Origin of the sequence: Streptomyces sp. NPDC020965, from assembly GCF_044333555.1 — a bacterium.
GTDB lineage: Bacteria > Actinomycetota > Actinomycetes > Streptomycetales > Streptomycetaceae > Streptomyces.
Genome location: NZ_JBIRRE010000001.1, coordinates 886,758 through 904,633 on the forward strand (window position 1 = coordinate 886,758; position 17,876 = coordinate 904,633).

General features: G+C 70.9%; 13 protein-coding genes and 1 pseudogene. 9 read left to right on the plus strand and 5 right to left on the minus strand.

What is annotated here, in order from left to right; all coding sequences use genetic code 11:
• Positions 1-75: 75 nt before the first annotated feature.
• A complete protein-coding gene (locus tag ACH4S7_RS03900) occupies positions 76-933 on the minus strand; it encodes an EI24 domain-containing protein (RefSeq protein ID WP_398519452.1) in 858 nt (285 codons plus the stop codon).
• 146 nt (positions 934-1,079) lie between these two features.
• Here ACH4S7_RS03900 and ACH4S7_RS03905 point away from each other — a divergent pair, with 146 nt between their 5' ends.
• Both ACH4S7_RS03905 and ACH4S7_RS03910 read left to right on the plus strand, forming a co-directional pair.
• Positions 1,080-3,641 (plus strand): M14 family zinc carboxypeptidase, encoded by a 2,562-nt coding sequence (locus tag ACH4S7_RS03905; protein ID WP_398519453.1) that lies wholly within the window; start codon positions 1,080-1,082, stop codon positions 3,639-3,641.
• Between the two features lie 684 nt (positions 3,642-4,325).
• Positions 4,326-5,228, plus strand: a complete 903-nt coding sequence (locus ACH4S7_RS03910) for a DoxX family protein (protein ID WP_398519454.1) — start codon at positions 4,326-4,328, stop codon at positions 5,226-5,228.
• Between the two features lie 188 nt (positions 5,229-5,416).
• On the opposite strand, the gene ACH4S7_RS03915 is transcribed toward ACH4S7_RS03910, so the two are convergent.
• Together ACH4S7_RS03915 and ACH4S7_RS03920 are read right to left on the minus strand one after the other, a co-directional pair.
• A complete protein-coding gene (locus tag ACH4S7_RS03915) occupies positions 5,417-6,574 on the minus strand; it encodes an abortive phage infection protein (RefSeq protein ID WP_398519455.1) in 1,158 nt (385 codons plus the stop codon).
• Positions 6,575-6,744: 170 nt separating this feature from the next.
• Positions 6,745-7,764, minus strand: coding sequence for an NADP-dependent oxidoreductase (locus ACH4S7_RS03920; protein ID WP_398519456.1), 1,020 nt, complete (start codon positions 7,762-7,764; stop codon positions 6,745-6,747).
• Positions 7,765-7,854: 90 nt separating this feature from the next.
• On the opposite strand from ACH4S7_RS03920, the pseudogene ACH4S7_RS03925 reads away from it, so the two are divergent.
• From ACH4S7_RS03925 to ACH4S7_RS03940, 4 genes and pseudogenes are all read left to right on the plus strand, one after another.
• Positions 7,855-8,340: pseudogene (locus ACH4S7_RS03925) on the plus strand (MarR family winged helix-turn-helix transcriptional regulator); the annotation flags it as partial.
• Positions 8,341-8,440: 100 nt separating this feature from the next.
• Positions 8,441-9,019: a hypothetical protein gene (locus ACH4S7_RS03930; protein ID WP_398519457.1), complete on the plus strand. Its 579-nt coding sequence runs from the start codon at positions 8,441-8,443 to the stop codon at positions 9,017-9,019.
• Positions 9,020-9,178: 159 nt separating this feature from the next.
• The gene (locus tag ACH4S7_RS03935; RefSeq protein ID WP_398519458.1) at positions 9,179-10,222 is read left to right on the plus strand and encodes a rod shape-determining protein; all 1,044 of its coding nucleotides are present in this window, start codon (positions 9,179-9,181) and stop codon (positions 10,220-10,222) included.
• Between the two features lie 80 nt (positions 10,223-10,302).
• Positions 10,303-11,835, plus strand: coding sequence for a GAF domain-containing protein (locus ACH4S7_RS03940; protein WP_398519459.1), 1,533 nt, complete (start codon positions 10,303-10,305; stop codon positions 11,833-11,835).
• Positions 11,836-11,879: 44 nt separating this feature from the next.
• On the opposite strand, the gene ACH4S7_RS03945 is transcribed toward ACH4S7_RS03940, so the two are convergent.
• A complete protein-coding gene (locus tag ACH4S7_RS03945; RefSeq protein WP_398519460.1) occupies positions 11,880-13,181 on the minus strand; it encodes a sensor histidine kinase in 1,302 nt (433 codons plus the stop codon).
• Positions 13,178-13,840 (minus strand): response regulator transcription factor, encoded by a 663-nt coding sequence (locus tag ACH4S7_RS03950; protein ID WP_398520017.1) that lies wholly within the window; start codon positions 13,838-13,840, stop codon positions 13,178-13,180. The genes ACH4S7_RS03945 and ACH4S7_RS03950 overlap by 4 nt, the downstream gene beginning before the upstream one ends.
• A 196-nt stretch (positions 13,841-14,036) precedes the next feature.
• Here ACH4S7_RS03950 and ACH4S7_RS03955 point away from each other — a divergent pair, with 196 nt between their 5' ends.
• The 3 genes from ACH4S7_RS03955 to ACH4S7_RS03965 all read left to right on the plus strand — a co-directional run bounded on the left by ACH4S7_RS03955 (position 14,037) and on the right by ACH4S7_RS03965 (position 17,786).
• Positions 14,037-15,491, plus strand: coding sequence for an ABC transporter permease (locus ACH4S7_RS03955; protein WP_398519461.1), 1,455 nt, complete (start codon positions 14,037-14,039; stop codon positions 15,489-15,491).
• Positions 15,492-15,495: 4 nt separating this feature from the next.
• On the plus strand, positions 15,496-16,182 hold the full coding sequence (locus ACH4S7_RS03960) for an ABC transporter ATP-binding protein (protein ID WP_398519462.1): 687 nt from the start codon (positions 15,496-15,498) through the stop codon (positions 16,180-16,182).
• A 167-nt stretch (positions 16,183-16,349) separates the two neighbouring features.
• The gene (locus tag ACH4S7_RS03965; RefSeq protein ID WP_398519463.1) at positions 16,350-17,786 is read left to right on the plus strand and encodes an acyl-CoA synthetase; all 1,437 of its coding nucleotides are present in this window, start codon (positions 16,350-16,352) and stop codon (positions 17,784-17,786) included.
• Positions 17,787-17,876 lie beyond the last annotated feature (90 nt).

Here is a 17,876-nt window from a genome sequence, read left to right on the forward strand (position 1 = left end):
TCGTTCGGGCTCCGGCCGCCCTGCGCGGCGTGGACGCCCCGGCCCGGGTGGGCCCCGGCCCGCGGGACCGGTCGGTCAGGCTCCGGTGTCGTACTTGCCGCCGCCATGGGCCTGTCCCCGACCGGTTCCGTACGGGTGCGAGGCGGGGGCTTCGGGGTGTCCGGCGGCGAAGGGCTCCGGGTTCGGGGCCGGTTCCCGCGCCGGCAGGATTTCGCGCACCATCAGCGTCGCTCCCGCGACCGCTCCCGGCATCAGGAACACCGCGACGAACGGCACCAGGAACGCCAGCGCGAGCGGCACTCCGAAGCCCAGTGTCATCATCCGACGCCCCCTCAGGAGCCTTAGGCGTTCCTTCAGTTCGACCCCGCGCCGCTGGAGCGCCACGGCGGTCAGCTCCTCGGCGAGGAAGAAGCCGGTGACACAGAATCCGATGACCGGGACGACGGTCTGGCCGATGACCGGGATGAAGCCGAACGCGAAGAGCAGCACCCCGTAGAACACCACCCGAAGCACCACCCGCAGGGAGTCCCGCGCGGAGATCCAGAGCTCGCGCGCGAGCGACAGACCGGACTCGGGGACGTCGCCGCCCTCGGTCCGGTCGACCTGCTCGGAGAGCGACTCGTAGAACGGCTGGCCGACCAGCAGGGTGACGGCGGTGAAGGTGATCACCGCGAGGAACAGCGCCAGCACCCAGAGCAGGGCGGTCAGAAAGCCTCGGAAGAGGCCGTTCCAGGGCGAGGACCAGTCGTCGGCGAAGGGGGTCGCCCAGCCGATCAGATCGTCCGCGCCGTAGGCGAGCCCGACCAGGGCCGCCGCGTACAGCACCAGACTCACCAGTCCGGGCAGCAGCCCGAAACCGAACCAGCGGCCGTGGGCGCCTACCCAGCGCTGGCCCTTCATCAAGTAGCCGAAGCCCACCGCAAGATCACGCATGGACCCAGCGTAGCTGGCCCCCATGCCGGAACGATTCCGATAAATCAACCCCTTGATTGTTGATGACTTCAACATGTAGACCCTGCGTACCGATCGTTGCGATTCGTCGTCGCGATCGACCCCCGTACCACCCGGAGGTTTCACGCATGGCCACGTCACATCTGGGGATATCCAGACCCGCCCTCGTCGCCACCGCCGCGCTCACCGTAGCGATGCTGATCGCCCCCACCCAGGCGACCGCCGCCCCGCCCGCCAAGCCCGGCCCGTCGGGCGGCGCCAATCCCGTACGGGAAGGGGGTACCACCGACTCCGCCCTCGGCAAGGGCTCCCCGGCGGCAGCGGCCAACGCGCTGCGGCACCACTCCCCCGCGTCCGGCAAGGACGCCTCGTACCCCCGGCGCACCAGCCTCTCGACGCCCCCGGTCAACGCGGCGGACAAGTCGATCAAGCTGGGCCTCGCGCCGTACCACTCCATCGCACCCCGGCTCAACGCCCTGCAGCGGCTCGGCGACCGGGTCAGTGTGGAGGTCGCCGGGAAGTCCGCGTCCGGGCGGGACCTGTATCTCGTCACCGTGACCGCGCCGGAGAGCCGGGGGCAGGTCCGGGAGCAGGAGCGGATGCGCGAGCGGATCGAGAACTCCCCCGCATCCGCCGCCCGGGACAAGCATCTGAAGTCCTCGTACAAGACGCCGGTCTTCATCAACAACAACATCCACGGCAATGAGTGGGAAGGCACGGACGCGGCCCTCAAGCTCATCGAGGAGCTGGCCAAGGCCAAGGACGCCAAGACGGCGGGCCTGCTGGCGAAGAACCGCATCTATCTGAATGTGACGGCCAACCCGGACGGCCGGGTCGCCGGGACCCGGGCCAACGCCAACGGGTTCGACCTCAACCGTGACTTCATCACCGCCACCCAGCCCGAGACCCGGGCGATCCGGCAGCTCGCCATCGACAAGCAGCCCGCCGTCATGCTCGACCTGCACGGCTATGTCAACGGCACCCTGATCGAGCCGACGACCCCGCCGCACGGCGAGAACTACGAGTACGACCTCTTCCTGAAGAATTCGTACGCCAACGCGCTCGGCATGGAGAAGGCCGTCAACGGACTCGGCTACACCGCCGAGAAGGACGGCGTGCTGCCCGCCGAGATCCCGTTCCGGGACCAGAAGGAGGGCTGGGACGACTGGCCTCCGATCTTCACCCCGCAGTACATGCCGTTCCAGGGCGCGGTGGCCTCACACACCATCGAGTTCCCCATGCGGGTCAACAACCAGTCGTACGAGACGCTCCCGGTCGAGGAGCTGCGGCGGCGGTCCGCCATCAACACGGACATCGCGGGCGCCGCGATGCGCGCCACGCTCGACTACACCCAGGCCAACCGTTCCTCGGTGATCGCCGACCAGATCGAGACCTTCCGGCGCGGCGCGGCGGGCGAGGCGCAGCGGCCGATCTCGCCGGAGACCGTACCGGGCGTGCCCGGGATCGGTCCGGAGGACGTCTACACGACGACGTTCCCCCGGGCGTATGTGATCCCGGCCGGGCGCGAGCAGCGCAGCGCGGTCGCGGCCGGCCGGCTGGTGGACCATCTGCTCGCCAACGACGTCAAGGTGGAGCGCGCGGTGCTCCCCTTCAAGCTCGGCGGGCGGGTGCACCCGGCCGGTTCGTACGTGGTCGACATGCGGCAGCCGAAGCGCGGTATCGCCAATGTGATGCTGGCCGACGGCCGGGACATCAGCGCCGACGTCTCGGCGATGTACGACATCTCGGGGTGGAGCCTCGGGCTGCTCTGGGGCGCGACGGTCGACAAGGCCGCCAGCGGTGATCTGCGGGTGTGGAGCCGGCCGGTCACGGCGGCGTCGGGCACCGGTTATGTCGCTCCGTACGGGGATCTGCGGCTGCGGCTCGACGACCCGAAGGAGCTGGCGGCGGTGAACGCGCTGCTGGCGCAGAAGGTCGCGGTACGGCGTACCGCGGACGGCGCTGCGATCGTTCCGGGTTCGGCGCGCAAGGCCGCGGCGATTCAGGCGAATCGTTTCGGCGTGGCTTTCACGGCGACCAAGGAGCGCGGGATCGCGCCCCTGAAGCGCACCCGGGTGGCGGCGGCGGTGACCGCGGGCGAGCAGTTCGCGCTCCGCGAGATGGGCTTCGACGTGGTGCCGGTCTCGACCGCCGTCCTCAACGCGGGCTTCGACTGGTCGGGCGCGGACGCCCTGTTCGTGTCGACCGGACTCAACCACGCGGCGCTGACGCCGGCCGCGCGGGACGCCTTCCGGGCGAGCGGTGTCGCCGTCGTCGGGCTCGGCGCGAACGGCGCGGCCTTCAACCAGGCGGCCGGGCTGATCACGGCCACCGCGGTACGGGGCAACGGGGACGCCAACGGCGTGGTGCGGGTGGCCAACGCGGGCGGTCCGATCACCGGGGGCGCCCCGGCGCACACCTTCGTCTACTCGCCGCTCTGGTTCACGGACCTCGGCGCGGGGGTGCGCGCGGACCAGTCGTACGGCACCGGCAACCCGCTGGTGTCGGGTCACTGGCGGGCGACCGGACCGGGCGTCGGCGGACCGACGGAGGCGGCGGGCAAGCCGTCGATCGTCAGCGGGACGTCGGCGACCGGGGTACCGGTGACGCTGTTCGGTACGGAGCCGCTCTTCCGTGACCACCCGAAGGGCGTCTTCGCTCAGGTCGGGCGGGCGCTGCTGAACCGCTGACGCGTCGGCCGCCGATGGCCGCCAATGGCGGCCGACGATGGCTGGAGACGATGCCTGGATACCGCACCCCCTGTCGTGTACAGGGGGTGCGGTGCTGTGTCCGGGTGCGTATAAGCGCGCCGCGTTCCTGCGCGGCGGGTTCGTTCATGGGCGCGTCCGGGGATGCTCGTGGGACGGGTGGGGTGTTGATGTCCGGACCGGACCTATCACCGCGACACAGGACCAGTATTGGTCCAGACCTTTACGCTGTGGGCGCGAACTTATACCGTGTTAACCGATGACACCGCTTGCGGCACCTTCATCAACCCCCCACAAGGAGCTATGCGTTGGCAGGAATCCTGTCTCCGTTCACCGTGCCCCCGAACAGCGCACCTGAACGCCGAGAACGCACGCTATGTCATGCCCACGCCATGCGTGATGCGCGGCGGTTCCACCGGACCGGCCCCTGACCAGGCCGCCCCGGCAGACCACACCCGCCCGTATCGAACGGCTCATCACGGCTGCCACCCCACGGCGAGCCGCACCCACCCCACTCACCACCGCTCGACAACGCCGTCGGCCCGGTGTGTGGCCCCGTCATGAGCGGGTGCGGAAGACCCTCGCCCGGCACCGGACACCCATGAGCCCGAGAGGCACGACAGGAGACGCGCGGACGGGAACCACGCCATCAGGAAAGGACCTACCATGACGGGTCACATCGGGAAGCAGGACACCGACACCACGCGCGACACGACCACTCGTGATGTCCCCCGCGACGCCCCCCGGGAGGTCTCACGCGAACTGCCCCGTGAGGTCCCTCGGGACGCCATCCGGGAAGCCTCCCTCGGCGTCTCGCGCGACGCCTCGCGCGGCGTCACTCAGGGCGCCTCTCATGACGTCGCTCACGGCGCCTCTCTCAGCGCCCCCCACGACCGGGGCGAACGGCCGTTGCGGACCGGTCTCTCCGACCGGCGACGGTGGGACGAACGGCGGTGGGACGAGGGCCGGTGCCATGAGTGCCGCGACGGACGGCGTCCGGACGAGGAACGGCGGGGCGACCGGAGGCGGGGCGACGAACTACGGCGGGACCCCCGTCGACGGAACAGGCGTCACCGGGGGACTCATGGGTCGGGCGGGTCGGGCGGGCGCATGACCGGGAGCGGCTGGTGGGGCGCTGCCGCGCTCACCGAGGCGCTGGGGCGGTACCGCCCGCACAGCATCACCGTGCTCAGGGTGTCCATCGGGCTCATCTTCATCCTGTTCGGGGTGATGAAGTTCGTGCCCGAGGCCAGCCCGGCCGAGGATGTCGCCACCCGGACCATGGACGTACTGTCCTTCGGTCTCATGCCCGCCGAGGCGACCCGCCCGCTGCTCGCGCTGTTCGAGACCGCGATCGGTCTGGGACTGGTGACCGGGGTGCTGCTGCGGGTGGTGCTGATCGCGTTCTTCGCGCATATGGCCGGGGTGTTCTCGGCGCTGCTGATCCTGCACGGGGAGATGTGGGACGGGCCGCTGGCCGCCCCCAGTCTGGAGGGGCAGTACATCATCAAGAACATCGTCCTCATCGCCGCCTGTCTCGCGGTGGCGGTCGAGGAACGCAGGACCTGACCGTCGGTCCGGTGGGGGGTGGCCCACCGGACCGGGCGGCGGCGATACGGGCGGCGGCGGAGCGATACGGGAACGGCCTGCCGACCTGGGCGCTTGCTCCGGCTCCGGCTCCGAGCGGGGTGCTGGCTCCAGGCTTCTCCAGGCGAGGCGCTTGCTCCGGGCTTCTCCGGGCGAGGCGCTTGCTCCGGTCAGCGCGCGACCGCTCCGGCGTAGCGGCGGGCGAGGGCGTGGAACGCCTCCTTCGGCTCCCAGTGCCAGTCGGACGACGGATCGGCCGGGTCGTCCTTGATCGACTTGACGATGGCGTAGCTCGCCAGATCGAGGTCGTGGCGCTTCTCGGTCCGATGCGGCTGATCGGGCGTGCTGAACTCGAACGCCATCGCCGCGTACAGCCCCATCGACTCGAAGACACCGAGCAGTTCGGTGAGATAGGCGGCCTGGGTGCGCTCGCTGCGGACCGGGTCACCGGTGATCTCCGGCGGATCCTTGCTGTAGTCGACGATGGACCAGCCCATACCGCCCTGTTCCGGGGCGCCGACGAACGTACAGCAGCCGAACTCGGTGATCGCCAGCGGTTTGCCCCAGCGCAGGTACTCCCTGAGCTCGCGGACATAGGCGGACTTGCGCGGGAAGTACGAGTAGTAGTCGACGCCGACGATGTCGAAGAGGGACCAGTCGACGTCGTCGTGCTGCGCTGACGCATAGCTCAGCGGCCCTTTGAAGACGGACCGGCCGACCTGGGCGGCGCGGGCGATGAACCGGCGCAGTTCGCGCTGCATATGGATCGGGTCGAAGGTGCCGTTCTGGAGGTTCTCGACCCGCTCCAGCACATTCGCGCCGGGCACGATGCCGGGGACGAAGAGCCAGAACTCGCAGCCGACGCTGAGGTCGACATCCGCGCCCTGTCGCCGGAGCCGTTCGGCGAACCGGCCGCACTCGGCGAGATGGTCCAGGATCTCCCCCTCGGGCCGGTCGCCGAGCGTGGGCTCCATCCAGATGTGCAGTCCGCGTTCCGCCGCTTCGGCCGCCGTGGTCGTCAGTCGTTCGACACCGTCCCCGGTCACTTTGATCGAATCGGCGTGCAGACCGCGCTGGATCGCGCGGACGTCGTGGCGCGCCCGCTCGGGGCGCCATGCGGTGCCGGGTGTCTCACCGGCGCCGATCGTGTAACACACACCCCGGTGGGTGAGCCCGCTCCGGCGCCGCGGACCGCCGGGGGGTCCGGCCCCGGGTGTCGCGTGGGCGGCCGTCGCACCGCCCGCCGCGCCGAGCAGCGCGGCGGCGCCCACGGCTCCCGCCCCCGCTCCCGCCAGGAACCGCGCCCGGCTGACTCCGTCGTTCCGCACCGTGAACCCCACCCCTCGTGGTCGTTTCCGCCGATTCCGACGGGCTGCCAGTCTGGGGAGGGGTGCTGCTCGCGGTGTATCGGCCGAAGGTCTACCCGGGCCTGACGGAGGGATGAGAAGGGGCGAGGAGGGACGAGAAGAGGCAATCACCCGATCACCCGATCACGCGGTCAGCCGGTCAGCGAGACGATCATCTTCCCGGTGTTCTCGCCGCGGAGGAGGCCCACGAACGCCTCGTAGCCGTGCTCGATGCCCTCGACCAGCGTCTCGCTGTACTTCAGCTCGCCGGATCCGATCCAGCCCGCGACCTCCTGGACGAACTGCGACTGGAGATGGCGGTGGTCGTTGACCAGCATCCCCTGGAGGCGCAGCCGCTTGCCGATCACGAGGGCGAGATTGCGGGGCGCGGGGGTCGGCTCCGTGGAGTTGTAGAGGGAGATCATGCCGCAGATGGTGGCCCGGCCGTGGACGTTGAAGGAGGAGAGCGCGGCCTCCAGGTGCTCACCGCCCACATTGTCGAAGTAGACGTCGATGCCGTCGGGCGCGGCCTCCGCCAACTGCTCGGCGACGGGGCCCTTCTTGTAGTTGAACGCCGCGTCGAAGCCGTACTCCTCGGTGAGCAGCTTGACCTTGTCGTCGGAACCGGCGGAGCCGATGACCCGGGACGCGCCCTTGATCCGGGCCAGTTGGCCGACCTGGCTGCCGACGGCCCCGGCCGCGCCGGAGACGAAGACCGCGTCGCCCTCCTTGAAGGAGGCGACCTCGAAGAGACCCGCGTACGCCGTGAGGCCGGTCATGCCGAGCACCCCGAGGTAGGCGGAGAGGGGTGCCAGCGAGCCGTCCACCTTCACGGCCTGCTCGGCGGGCACCTCGGCGATCTCGCGCCAGCCGAGGCCGTGGAGGACGTGGTCGCCGACGGCGAAGCCGTCCACGCCGGAGGCGATGACCTCGCCGACCGCGGCGCCGTCCATGGGCCGGTCGAGCTGGAACGGCGGAACATACGACTTGACGTCATTCATCCTGCCGCGCATGTAAGGGTCGACGGAGAAGTACAGATTGCGCACGAGCAAGCGGCCGGCGGCCGGCTCGGAGACGGGGGCCTCACGCAGGGCGAAGTCCTCCGCCGCGGGCCAGCCGTGCGGGCGGGCGACGAGGTGCCATTCACGGCTGGTGGCGGGAAGTGCGGACATGCTGCGTGCCTCCTAGAAAAGCTTCACTACCTGAAACAACCATGCGCATTGATATTTCATGTTGTCAAGCATCGGGGTACGCTGGTGGGTATGGCCGCCCAACGCACCGACCGCACCGGTAGCTCCACGTCCGCCGCACCTCCCGCGCCCGCCGTCCTGCCCGCGCCCGACCCCCTGACCCTGGAGGTCGTCGACCTCATCGGCACCGTCGTCTCCCGCTACTACGCGGATTACGAGGAGGCGGCGGCCGAGCACTCCCTGACCGGCGCGCAGGCCCGCGTCCTCAGGCTGCTCACCCTGGAGCCGCTGCCGATGCGCCGGATAGCCCAGAAGCTCAAGTGTGAGCCGTCGAATGTGACGGGAATCGTGGACCGGCTGGAACTGCGCGGCCTGGTGGAGCGCCGCCCGGACCCCCACGACCGCCGGGTGAAGCTGGCCGCATCCACGGAGAAGGGCGCCGGCACCGCGCGGCTGCTGAGGGAATCCCTCGACTTCGCCAGGGAGCCGCTCGGGGAGTTGTCGGTGGCGGAGCGGGCGGTCCTGCGGGACCTGCTGAAGCGGATGCTGGGCGAGGACGGGGCCAGCGACGGGGCCGGGGGCGATGCCGGGGGCGGGACCAGGGCCGGCGGCGATACCGGAGCCGACGCCCGGACCGACGCCGGCTGAGGGAGGCGGGATGCCCGGTATGCACGGCACGAAGACCGCCGCGCCCTTCGGGGCCTTCGAATTCCAGCTCGTCCTGTTGCGCCGGATGGCCGACCACCAGCCGGATCTGGTGGCGGACGCCCGCCACCGGCTGGGCGCGTCGATCGCCGATATGCGCGAGGCGAACCGCCGCTGGCAGGCGATGGCCCGCGCGCCGAGGGGCCGGGGCGCGCTCGCCCGCTACCGCTCGGTGCTGGGCCCTCCCGAGCACTCCGCCCGCCGCACGATCGGCGACCTGGAGTGCGAGGCGCTGCGCTGGCCGGTACCGCTCTGGCCGGAGCTGCGATTCGAGGTCCTGACACCGGTGAAGGGCGCCGCCGTGTGGAATGAGTGGCTCGTCCGGGCCCCGGACGCACCCGCTCCCCCGCTCCGTACGGCGGCGGACCTGACCCCCTGGTCCTGCACCGTCGACGAGGCCGCGCGGGCGTTCCCGCCCGCGACCCCGATGCAGGGCTCGGCCCCCACCCGGTGGTGCCTGCGGCTGACCCTGCCGGGCGGGGAGAGGCGAGTCGCGGAGTTCACCTGGGGGTTGCTCCAGCGCCTGCTGTGACCCGGAGCTGAGAGGGGTCGGGGCGGCGGCTTCCAGGGGCCGGGCCACCCGGTCGGAGCAGCCGGGGCGGTCGCGTACCCCCGGCCGGCCCACCCGGCGCGCGTCGCGCGCGCGACGGCCGGACGATGCCCCCAGTGACCGCACTCGGGAGGATCCGCCGTGACCGTCAGTCTTGACCAGTTGCGCCGTTGCCATGTCGCCGTTGACCTGGGCGCCGCCCGCACCAGGGTTTTCGTGAAGGGCGCTGGGCTCGTCGTGGACGAGCCCAGCGTCGCCGCAGTCAACACCCGCACCGGCGCCCTCATCGCCGTCGGCGCGCTCGCCGAGAAGATGACGGGCCGCACACCCGACTACATCCGGGTCGCCCGTCCGGTCTCCGGCGGCACGGTCGTGGACATCGAGATGGCCCAGCGGATGCTGCGCCATCTCCTCGGCGAGAAGCTCCGCCGTCAGCTCCGCCGCAAGCCCCGGCTGCGCGCCGCCGCCTGCACCCCGCACGACGCCGACCCGCTCGCCCAGCGGGCCGCCGTCGAGACGCTCGTCGGACTCGGCGCCCGGCGGGTCGAGCTGGTGGACACCCTCATCGCGGCCGCAGTGGGCTGTGGTCTGCCAGTGGAGCAGCCCACCGCCACCATGATCATGGTGTGTGGGGCGGCGACCACGCAGGTCGCCGTGCTCTCGCTCGGTTCGATCGTCACCGCCGAGCGGATGCCGGTCGGCGGCAACGCCATCGACCACGCCGTGATCCAGCATCTGCGGACCCAGCACGGAGTGATGCTCCCCAGCCAGTCCGTCCGCCCCCTGCAACTGGCCCTGCACGGCAATGGACTGACCTCGCAGGGCCCTGAGTCGACCGAGATCCACGGCCGGGACGTGGCCACCGGACTGGCCCGTTCCGTGCATGTGGACACCGCCGCCGTACGGGACGCGATCCACACCCCCCTCACCTCCGTGCTCGACGGCATCGGCAAGGTCCTGCGGGACTGCCCGCCCGATCTCGTCGCCGATCTCGCGGATCGCGGCATCATGATGGTCGGCGGCAGCGCGCTGTTGCCGGGCTTCGACCAGATGCTGCGGGACGCGACGGGGATGCCCGTGCAGATCGCCGAGCGGCCCGACATCTGCGCCGTACTCGGTCTCGGTGCGATGCTGGAGGGCAAGATCCAGCCACTGGTGCTCGACCCGCTGGCCGAGGTCGACTGACGGCGGCCACGAGGCCGGCGAGGACGGGCCGACTGAGACGAGGCCGGGTGCGGACCGGAGGTCGGGGGAGACGAGGCCGGGTGAGCGGACCGGAGACTGTGGGAGACCACGGCGGATCGGACGGACCCCGGCTGCCGCGCCTCCTCGAAGCGATCATCGGCGTCGGCGCCGGCCTGGACCCGTCGTCCACCCTGCGGCACATCGTGGACACCGCGACCGAGCTCGCGGATGCCCGCTACGGCGCGCTCGGTGTCATCGATCCGGCACGGGGCCGGCTCACGGCGCTGTTCACCTCCGGTCTGACCGAGGAGCAGCGCGGCCGGATCGGCCCGGTGCCGCGCCAACCCGTTATCGGTCTCAGCGGGCTCCCCGGCGAGACCGATACCGTCGCCGCCCCGATCCGGGTGCGTGACGAGGTGTTCGGCGAACTCCGCCTCGCCGGGAAGCGCCACGGCCGCTTCACCGCGGACGACCTCTCGGTGCTGCGGGTGCTGGGCGCCCGCGCCGGTATCGCGATCGGCAACGCCCGGCTGTACGAGACGGCACGGCAGCGGGAGCGCTGGATCGAGGGCGCGGCGGCGGTGACCACCGCGCTGCTCACCGGGGAGAGCGCCGAGGACGCCTTGATGACCGTCGCGGAGCGGGCCCGTATCCTCGCCGACGCCGCGGCCGGGGTGGTGCTCCAGCCCACCGAGGACGGCGGTATGGAGATCGTCGCCGCGTCCGCGTCGGACGATCCGGACGACCTCGTCGGCACCACGATCGCGCCCGGCTCATCCGTACTGGTCCAACTACTGGGCGGGGAGCCGGTCTTCATCGAGGATTCGGCGACCGATCCCCGGATGACCACCCCGGTCCGTACCCGGTTCGGTCCGTCGATGATGTTGCCGTTGCAGAGCGGCGGCCGGCTGATCGGCACGCTCGCACTCCCCCGGCTGCGGTTCGACCGCCCGTACACCGCCGTCGAACGGCTGCTGGCCTCCCAGTTCGCCTCGCAGGCCGCGCTGGCGCTGGTCCTCGCGGACGCCCAGCACTACCGGGAGCGGCTCGCGGTCTACGAGGACCGGGACCGGATCGCCCGCGATCTGCACGATCTGGTGGTCCAGCGGCTCTTCGCCACCGAGATGATGCTGGAGTCGACCCGGCGCCGGGCGGCGGCCGGCGATCCCGGCGCGGACAGCGATTCCGGCGCGAAGGACGATCTGCTGGAGCGGGCCGTGGACGAGCTGGACTCCACCATCCAGGAGGTGCGGACCGCGATCTTCGCCCTGCAACAGCCGCCCGCCGCCGCCCCGACGAGCTTCCGCGGCCGGGTGCTGCGGGAGACGGCCAAGACGGCCGCACTGCTCGGTTTCCAACCGTCGGTACGGTTCCGGGGCGCGGTCGACGCCCTCGTACGGGACCCCGCGGATCAGCGGCTGCTCACCGCGCTGCGGGATGCCCTGGCGGCGGTCCAGCGGCGGGCCGGGGTCACCTCGGTCGAGGTGGACGTGGACGCCTCCGCCCCGCTGCCGGACGGCCGGGCCGGGGTGCGGCTGCTGGTCAGGGACGACGGCCGGCGCGAGGAGGACGGCGGTCGGGGGACGACGGTGAGCTGGCAGGAACCGCGCTGACGGCCCCCCGCCTGGGGGCCGCCTGTCGGCCGCGGCACACTGCGTCACCTCGGGTCCAGCGGCAGCTTGGCGCGTACGGTCAGGCCGCCGTTGGGGTTGGCGTGCGCGGTGACGGTGCCCTGGTGGGCGTGGACGATGGAGCGGACGATGGCGAGGCCCAGACCGTGGCCGGAACGGTCGCTGGTGACGCGGGACCGCTGCCGGTAGAAGGGCTCGAACAGGCGCTGGGCGACGATTTCCCCGATAGGCCGACCGGTGTTCTCCACCTCGATGACGATCTCGCTCCCGCGCAGGACCGCGAGGTGTACCGAGCCGCCCGGCTCGTTGTAGGCCAGGGCGTTGTCGAGGAGGTTCAGCAGGAGCTGGCGGAGCAGGGTGGTACTCCCGGGGACGGTGCAGTCCGGCTCGATGTCGACGTCGAGACGCAGCTCCGCCGTCGCCGCCCGCGCGGTGCGTTCGGCGGCGGCGGCCGTGGCGAGGGCCGTGAGGTCGACGGGTTCGGGGTCGAAGGGGGCGTGGTCGGCCGCCGCCAGGTCGAGGAGGGCCTTGACGATGGTGATGTTGCGTTCGTTCGTCTCGATGAGCATCGGGGCCAGCTCGGCGAACTCCTCAGCGCTGGGATCGGCGGCGGCGAGTTGCAGGACGGCGCGGGTGGTGGCCAGTGGGGTGAGCAGTTCGTGCGAGGCATTGGCCGCGAAACGCTGGTGGGCGGCGAAGGACTCCTCCAGACGGGCCAGCATGGTGTCGAAGGTGTCGGCGAGCTGTTTGAGTTCGTCGGCGGGGCCCTCGGCGTTGATGCGGTACTGGAGCTGGCCGTCGGCGGCCTTCGCAGCGGCCTGGCTGACGGTGCCGAGGGGCGCGAGCAGGCGTTTCGAGAACCGCCAGCCGACGGCCAGGCCGATCACCATCACCAGGAGCAGACCGCCGACGGACAGCCACAGCAAGGTGTTCCAGACGTCCTCCTTGCTGCTGATCGACCCGTCCACCACGGGGCCCGGACCGACCCCCGGCGGCACACTGGTCTCCGGGAACGGCACCCCGGGCACCTGGTGCGATTCCCCGGAGTCGGTGATGAGGACGGTGTCCTGGAAGTCGTACGTCGGCACGAACCGCATCCCGGCGTAGATGACGGCGACCATCAGCACGGCCGAGGCGACGAGCGCGCCCGCGAAGCCGAGGAAGAGCCGGACATGAATGCTCCGGCTCCGCCTGGACCGCCCGGACCAGCTCGACCGCCCGGACCAGCTCGACCACTTGGACCGGATCGACCACTTGGACCGCCCGAACCGACTGGAGCCGCCCGGCCGGAAGGGCCGCCGCGGGCCGGGCCGGCCGGTTCGCCTCACTCGGTCCCCAGGTAGTAGCCCGCGCTGATCGCCGTCTGCACGAGCCGGGGCTCACCGAGCTTGCGACGCAGGGTGTGCACCACGAGCCGTACCGCATTGGTGAGCGGATCCGCGTGCGCGTCCCACGCCTTGTCCAGGAGGTACTCGGCGCTCAGTACGCCGCCGTCGGCACGCATCAGCAGCTCAAGAACGGCCAGTTCCTTCGGCGTCAGGCGCACCTCGCGGCCCGCGCGCAGCACACGGCGGCGATGCGTGTCGAAGGCCAGGTCGGCGAAGGTGAGGACGGGCGCGTGGGCCATGGGGCTGCGCTGGTACAACGCCCTCAGCCGGGCGATGAGTTCGGGGAAGCCGAAGGGTTTCGCCAGATAGTCATCGGCGCCGAGGCCGAGCCCCGCCACCTTGTCGCCCAGGCGCCCGGCGGCCGTCAGCATGAGGACGCGGCACTCAAGACGCATGGCGACGATGCGCCGGCACACCTCGTCGCCGTGGATACCGGGCAGATCACGGTCGAGGACGACGGCGTCGTAGTCATAGATCGCCAACTTGTCCAGAGCGGCCGCCCCGTCGTGCACGACGTCGGTGGCGATGGCCTCCCGGCGCAGCCCGATCTCCAGGACCCGGGCCATGTACCGCTCGTCCTCCACCACCAGTACCCGCACGATCCGCCGCCCCTTTCCTGTGAATTCCGGGCGCATTTCGATATCCCGACTGCCCAGAGTTATCAGATGTGGGATGTGAACCGTGTATGAGCTTCCGCCCGGCCGGCGCAGTGGGCAAACACGGCTCAAAACGGCGCCTGACTACCGTCACATGCGGTTTCACGAAATGTGCCGGGCATAGGAGTTGGCGTACGCGATGAATCTCTTCAAACGGGCCTGGTGGCGGCTGACCTGCCACTTCGGAAAATCCTTGATGCTGGTCGGTCTCTTCTTCGTCATCTGCACCCTGGTGCTCTCCGGATTCCTCATCCGGTCCGCCGCCGCCCGGGCGTCCGACGACGCCAAGAGAAGCGTCGGCGCCGTCGCCACCATGCAGTTGGACGTCAACGCCCTGATCGACTCGGGGCAGGGCAGCGAGTCCAACGGATCCATACCCGGCACGATCGGCCCGGGCGGTGACCTGCGCCGCGGCCTGGTGGACAAGATCTGCAAGTCGTCCGTGGTCACGCGGTGCAACTACACGAACGACTCGGGCGCCGCGCCCACCAGCAGCTCGAAGCTGTACCGCGCGGTGCCACGGCCGGCCGGCACCGCCCCCGACGGCCTTGACCTCTTCAAGGCGGACGGGGTGCGCGATCAGCAGTCGGTTTCCTCATTCCGCAACGGCGACGCGAAAATCGTCGCCGGGCGTGGAATCGGCCCGCGGAGCAAGAGCGACGAGGTCGTGGTCGAACAGCGGCTGGCCCAGCAGAACCGTTGGAAGGTCGGCGACCGGATCAAGCTGAAGGTTGGTGAACTGCCGGAGATCGGCAAGAAGAGGAACGAAGACGCCTTCACGTTCACGGTCGTCGGTGTCTACTCCAGCGGCACCGCGGACACCGGCCAGTACGTACCGGCCATGTCGGACCCGGTGAATCTGCTGTACGTCACCCCGGACGGCGCCACCCTGCTCCTCGGCAAGAAGCCGAACGCCGACGGGGGCGTGGTCCGGCAGGCCACCTTCACCCTGTCCGACCCGGCAGACATGGCCCCGCTGAAGAAGCACGCGAAAGCCGTCGGCGCCAACCTCGACATCTTCCCGATAACGGTCAACGACAAGCAGTACAAGCAGGTCGTGGGGCCCATCAGCAAGACCGCGGACTTCGCGACCATCACCGTGTGGATCGTCGCCATCGCCGGGACCGTGATTCTCGCCCTCATCGTCGCCTCGTCGCTGCGCGAACGCCGGACGGAGCTGGGCGTCCTGCTCTCGCTCGGCGAGAAGAAGCCCAAACTGCTCGGCCAGCACCTGGTGGAGGTCGCCGCCTGCGCGGTGCTCGCGGTGGGCCTCGCCTCGGCGTGCAGCCAGTTCCTGTCCGAGGCCATCGGCGGCCGGTTGCTGTCCAGCGAGGTGTCATCGGCCAAGGACTCCGCGGCGAACGCGACCGGCGGAGGCGACCCCAGCGCCGTCGCCGCCGCCGAAGGTGCTGTCGCCCTCACGGAAGACGTTCCGGAGGTCAAACCCATCGACTCCCTCGACGTACGGATCGGCACCGCCGACATCGCCAAGGTCGGTGCCACCGGCCTCGGTATCGCCGCCCTGGCCACACTCATCCCCGGCGCGCGGGTCCTGCGCCTCAACCCGCGCGACATCCTGACGAAGGGCCACTGAAGCGATGACTTCCCCCACACCGGATCCGGTGCTCGAACTCACCGGGCTGACCCGCTCCTACCAGAGCGGCAACCGCGAACGCACCGTGCTCAAGGGCATCGACTACACCTTCGAACCGGGCCGGATGTATGCCGTGATCGGCCCCTCCGGCAGCGGTAAGACCACTCTGCTCTCGCTGGCCAGCGGCCTGGACTCACCGACCGCAGGCAGTGTCCGCTTCCGCGGCCAGGACGTCGCGGAACTGGGGCTCGGCCGCTACCGCAACCGTCATGTGGCCACCGTCTTCCAGTCGTTGAACCTGCTGACGTATATGACGGCGGTCCAGAACATCACGTCCGCCATGGAGATCACCGGGGTCCGGCGGGGCAACAAGAGTCAGCGCGCGGTGGAGCTGCTCGACCTGCTCGGGGTGGACTCCGTCGACCATGACCGCCGGACCCTGCAACTCTCCGGCGGTCAGCAGCAACGCGTCGCCATCGCCCGCGCACTGGCCTGTGAGGTCGACATCCTCTTCGCGGACGAACCCACCGGCAGCCTCGACCACGAGACGGCGGACGGGATCATCGCCGTGTTCCAGAAGCTGGCGCACGACGAGGGCAAGTGCGTGGTGGTGGTCACGCACTCCCGCGAGGTGGCGGACGCGTCGGACGAGGTGCTCCAGCTCAAACGGGGCAGGCTCAGCGCACGGTAAGGGCGGCCGGACGGTGCGGCGGTGCACCCGTTCCTGTCCGGGCGGGACCAGCGGAGACACCCCCACGGCGGGGGAAACGCCCTAGTCCTCGCGCGCGGAGCCACCGGCGCGCGGGGACTCGGGGAGAATGGCGCCCGCAGCCCCCGCCACCAGATGGAGGACGACGAGTGAGTGACCTCTTCCCCGCCCTGCGCGCCGAATCGGACCGGGCCGCGCTGCGCTTCGGCGAACGCGCGCTGACCTATGGAGAGCTGGCCGGTGCGGCGGGCTCGCTGGCGGTACGGATCGGTGGCGCATCGCGTGTCGCGCTCTGGGCCACGCCCACCCTGGAGACCGCGGTGGGCGTGGTGGCCGCGCTGCTCGCCGGGGTTCCCGTCGTCCCGCTCAACCCGCGTACGGGCGAACGCGAACTGGCGCACATCGTCGCCGACAGCGCCCCGGTGGCGGTACTGGCGGGCCCCGGGGACGAACTGCCCGACGCGTTGGCCGCGCTGGAGCGCGTCGACATCCCGGTGACGGGTGCCGCCGGCCCGCTCCCCGACGACCCCGGCCCCCTCGCCCCCGCCCTCGTCGTCTACACCTCGGGCACCACGGGCCCGCCGAAGGGCGCCGTGCTCCCCCGGCTGGCCGTCGCCACCACCCTGGACGCGCTGGAGGACGCCTGGGAGTGGACCGCGTCCGACGTCCTGGTGCACGCTCTGCCCCTGTTCCACGTACACGGGCTGATCCTCGGCATCCTGGGGCCGCTGCGCCGGGGCGGCGAGGTGCGGCACCTGGGAAAGTTCTCGGTGGAGGGCGTGGCCCGGGAGCTGGCGGGCGGCGGCACGATGCTCTTCGGGGTGCCGACGATGTACCACCGGCTGGCCGAGGCGCTCGCCACCGACCCGGAGCTGACGAAGGCGCTGGCGGGCGCGCGGCTGCTGGTGTCGGGGTCGGCGGCGCTGCCCGTCCACGACCACGAGCGGATCGAGGCGGCGACCGGCCGCCGCGTGATCGAGCGCTACGGCATGACCGAGACGCTGATGAACACGAGCGTACGGGTGGACGCGGAGCCCCGGCCCGGGTCGGTCGGGGTGCCGCTGCGCGGTGTGGAACTGCGGCTGATCGATGAGGACGGCTCCGCGATCACCGCGTACGACGGGGAGAGCATCGGCGAGATCCAGGTGCGCGGCGACCATCTGTTCACGGAGTATCTGAACCGCCCGGACGCCACGGCCGCCGCCTTCGACGGCGACTGGTTCCGCACGGGGGACATGGCGGTGCGCGACGGCGACGGCTCGGTCCGGATCGTCGGCCGCAAGGCCACCGATCTGATCAAGAGCGGTGGGTACAAGATCGGCGCGGGCGAGATCGAGAATGCGCTCCTCGACCATCCGGGGGTGCGCGAGGCTGCGGTGACGGGCGAGCCGGACCCCGATCTGGGCGAGCGGGTGGTGGCGTGGATCGTCCCGGTGGACGCCGGGGACCCGCCGTCGGAGGCGGAGCTGGCCGACCATGTGGCGGCGCAGCTCGCCCCGCACAAGCGGCCCCGAGCCGTCCGGTTCCTGGACGCCCTGCCCCGTAACGACATGGGCAAGATCCTTAAGCGGTCACTCACAAGCTGACCGCTTCTGTGCGAATTTTGTTCGATTCCCTGATTCGGCGCGCGCGGCGGCCCCTGGGCGCCTAGCGTGAAGAGGGAACGAGTCGTCGGC

Coding starts and splice junctions, on each gene's coding strand:
- ACH4S7_RS03905 (WP_398519453.1), top strand. CDS start 1,080: ATGGCCACGTCACATCTGGGGATATCCAGACCCGCCCTCGTCGCCACC.
- ACH4S7_RS03930 (WP_398519457.1), top strand. CDS start 8,441: ATGCCCGGTATGCACGGCACGAAGACCGCCGCGCCCTTCGGGGCCTTC.
- ACH4S7_RS03900 (WP_398519452.1), bottom strand. CDS start 933: ATGCGTGATCTTGCGGTGGGCTTCGGCTACTTGATGAAGGGCCAGCGC.
- ACH4S7_RS03960 (WP_398519462.1), top strand. CDS start 15,496: ATGACTTCCCCCACACCGGATCCGGTGCTCGAACTCACCGGGCTGACC.
- ACH4S7_RS03955 (WP_398519461.1), top strand. CDS start 14,037: ATGAATCTCTTCAAACGGGCCTGGTGGCGGCTGACCTGCCACTTCGGA.
- ACH4S7_RS03920 (WP_398519456.1), bottom strand. CDS start 7,764: ATGTCCGCACTTCCCGCCACCAGCCGTGAATGGCACCTCGTCGCCCGC.
- ACH4S7_RS03910 (WP_398519454.1), top strand. CDS start 4,326: ATGACGGGTCACATCGGGAAGCAGGACACCGACACCACGCGCGACACG.